Source organism: Levilactobacillus paucivorans (assembly GCF_001437125.1).
GTDB lineage: Bacteria > Bacillota > Bacilli > Lactobacillales > Lactobacillaceae > Levilactobacillus > Levilactobacillus paucivorans.
In genome coordinates this window covers 1-2,300 of the sequence record NZ_JQCA01000013.1, presented here as the reverse complement: position 1 = coordinate 2,300, position 2,300 = coordinate 1, and the positions used below count along the sequence as shown (strand labels likewise).

Below are 2,300 nucleotides of genomic sequence, written 5' to 3'. Positions count from 1 at the left end.
CTCGAACCCTTGCTAACTAGTCCAGAAATGACGGCTAAATGGGAGCAAGCGTTACAACAAATCAGTACCGAAGAACGCACCCCGGATAACTTTTTGAACCAAATCAAAAAGTTCGTGGCAAAATTGATTGCTGATGTTCCCACGCAATTGACTGGCAGTGCAGGCATTAAGCAACAAATCGATCACCAACAGCAAGCGCAAAAAGCCGACGAAGTATTCTTAGAAACACCGCAAGCGACCGTTTTAGATAAACAGAAGTTTTACATTGTGAAGCCCAAGCAAGGTGAAGATTTTACCTTACCTAAGAAATGGAGTAGCAAGACGCTCGGGAAGACCGCAATTAAAGCGTTAGTTACCAAGGGTGAAACCAGCAAACTAAAGGGTTTCAAGAGCAAAAAGGGAAAGTCGTTTGACGCCAAGTTAAAGCTTGACGGCCATAAATTAAGTTTTGATTTTGATTAGAACCTGCCTACCGCCCTGCACTACGTTCCGGTTGGTGAACCCGTCATTTAGGTTCACTTTTACAACCCTAAAAGTAAACCCAAACAACGGGTGAGATTAGCAAAGCAAAGGAGATCATGAAATGGATAACGAATCAACAGTCATTGGGAGTGAATTACCGGTTTTGCAGACTAAAGGAGCCTACAAGTATTTAAAAGAAATTACTGGAAATGGAGCTTACTATCAAGTGGCCTGGCAAAAATTAGCCGATGGCTACGTTGCCCTTTATGGCACGACTCCGGTTCAAATAAGATCATTGCCGACATTGAATGATACTTTTGAAGATGAGGAGGGGTAGACAATGCCGAGTAAAGCCGACGTTAAAGCCTGGAAAGCACAATTATTCGCCCAGGCTGAACAACAAATCCTAAAATTAACCGATAGTGACCGATTTAAACAGTATCTTAATACCCTGGCTAAATTCCACCAGTACAGTGCCAGAAATATTGACTTGATCTATGCTCAAAATCCCCAAGCGACCCAAGTCGCGGGATTTAAGCAATGGCAAACTGATTTTAACCGCACTGTTAATAAGGGTGCTAAATCCATTCGAATTGCGGCACCTATTATTAAGAAATTAACACCTGCTGAGCAAAAGCGACTTGATACTACCGACGAACGGGCCATTGTTGGTTATCGTTACCTGCCCATCTTCGACGTGGCACAAACTAGTGGTGACCCTGTCCTAAGCGCTAAAGACTTTGTCAAAGAAAATTTGGCCGATCATCAGAATGTGACAAGCTTGTATAACGCATTCAAGGATTATCTAAACCAGCAAACCGATCTGCAAGTCGGTGAAGTGCCCTTAGCAACGTTAAATGGGGCTAAGGGATATTTTCAACCCATCACTAATGAAATTGTTATTGGTGGCGATGAGCCCGACAATGCTTTGAAACTAAAGACGTTATACCACGAATATGCGCATAGCCAGCTACACGGCTTAAAATCAGCCTTTAAAGATCGGCCACGAGCCTATCAGGAAACCCAAGCCGAAGCGGTTGCGTATGTTGCCATGCAAAATATTGGCGTTGATACCAGCAACTACTCACTCGGTTACGTGGCCACCTGGGCCAAAGATAAAGCCGTGATCCATAGTGCTTTAAGTGAGATCCAGCAAGTGAGCAACAAAGTGATTGAGCTTAGCGATGGCTTAACCAAACAATTAGGCTTACAACAAGAAAAAGCTAACAAAATAACTGAAAAAATTGAAGATATTGCTAAAGAAAAATTAGTAGTAAAAGCTGATAATCCAGTAGAAGCCGTTAAAAAACTCTATAACAACAATTTACAAAACGCCATTCAAGAAAGTTATACCCTTTCAGATATATCAGAAAAAGAAGCTGATTATTTTAGAAAGACTGCCACATGGGAAGATGTAGCGGACATTGAAAAATCAAATAATGCTATAAAAGACTTAGGACATGGCTATTATGCAGATGAATACATTGAACGTAATGACAACAACCCTCATTCTGCTAATCAGTCTATTTTAAAGAATAATGATCCAGAACACCCTACCCTATCTCAACAGTACAAAAATTTACTAAAGCAAGTACAAGACCCTGCTAAAAATAACCAACAAGCTGAAAAGCAACTAAAACAAGTACACCAAGAAATAAGCAACCGTACACAGAACCAGTTAAAAGATTTTGCTAAGCATAATCCGGAAGTGAAACAACCAGAGAAAGAAGAAACGCAACAAATAAGAAGATAGATCAACCAAGAGCAACAAAATGTTATTAAGCCATTAGGGTATACCCTAGTGGCCTTTTTTATTTCTGTGCTATACTAGGAATTAC

The 2,300-nt window shown here is 40.7% G+C and carries 2 protein-coding genes and 1 pseudogene; all 3 read left to right on the top strand.

Translation table 11 applies throughout. The features are described from left to right. Positions 1-462 (top strand): topoisomerase C-terminal repeat-containing protein (locus tag IV54_RS00665; protein ID WP_191980398.1); only part of this gene is annotated, 462 nt, incomplete at its 5' end. Positions 463-583: 121 nt separating this feature from the next. Next, the gene (locus IV54_RS00660; RefSeq protein WP_057877480.1) at positions 584-799 is read left to right on the top strand and encodes a hypothetical protein; all 216 of its coding nucleotides are present in this window, start codon (positions 584-586) and stop codon (positions 797-799) included. Positions 800-802: 3 nt separating this feature from the next. Then, positions 803-1,678, top strand: a pseudogene (locus tag IV54_RS12040) (ArdC-like ssDNA-binding domain-containing protein); the annotation flags it as partial. Positions 1,679-2,300 lie beyond the last annotated feature (622 nt).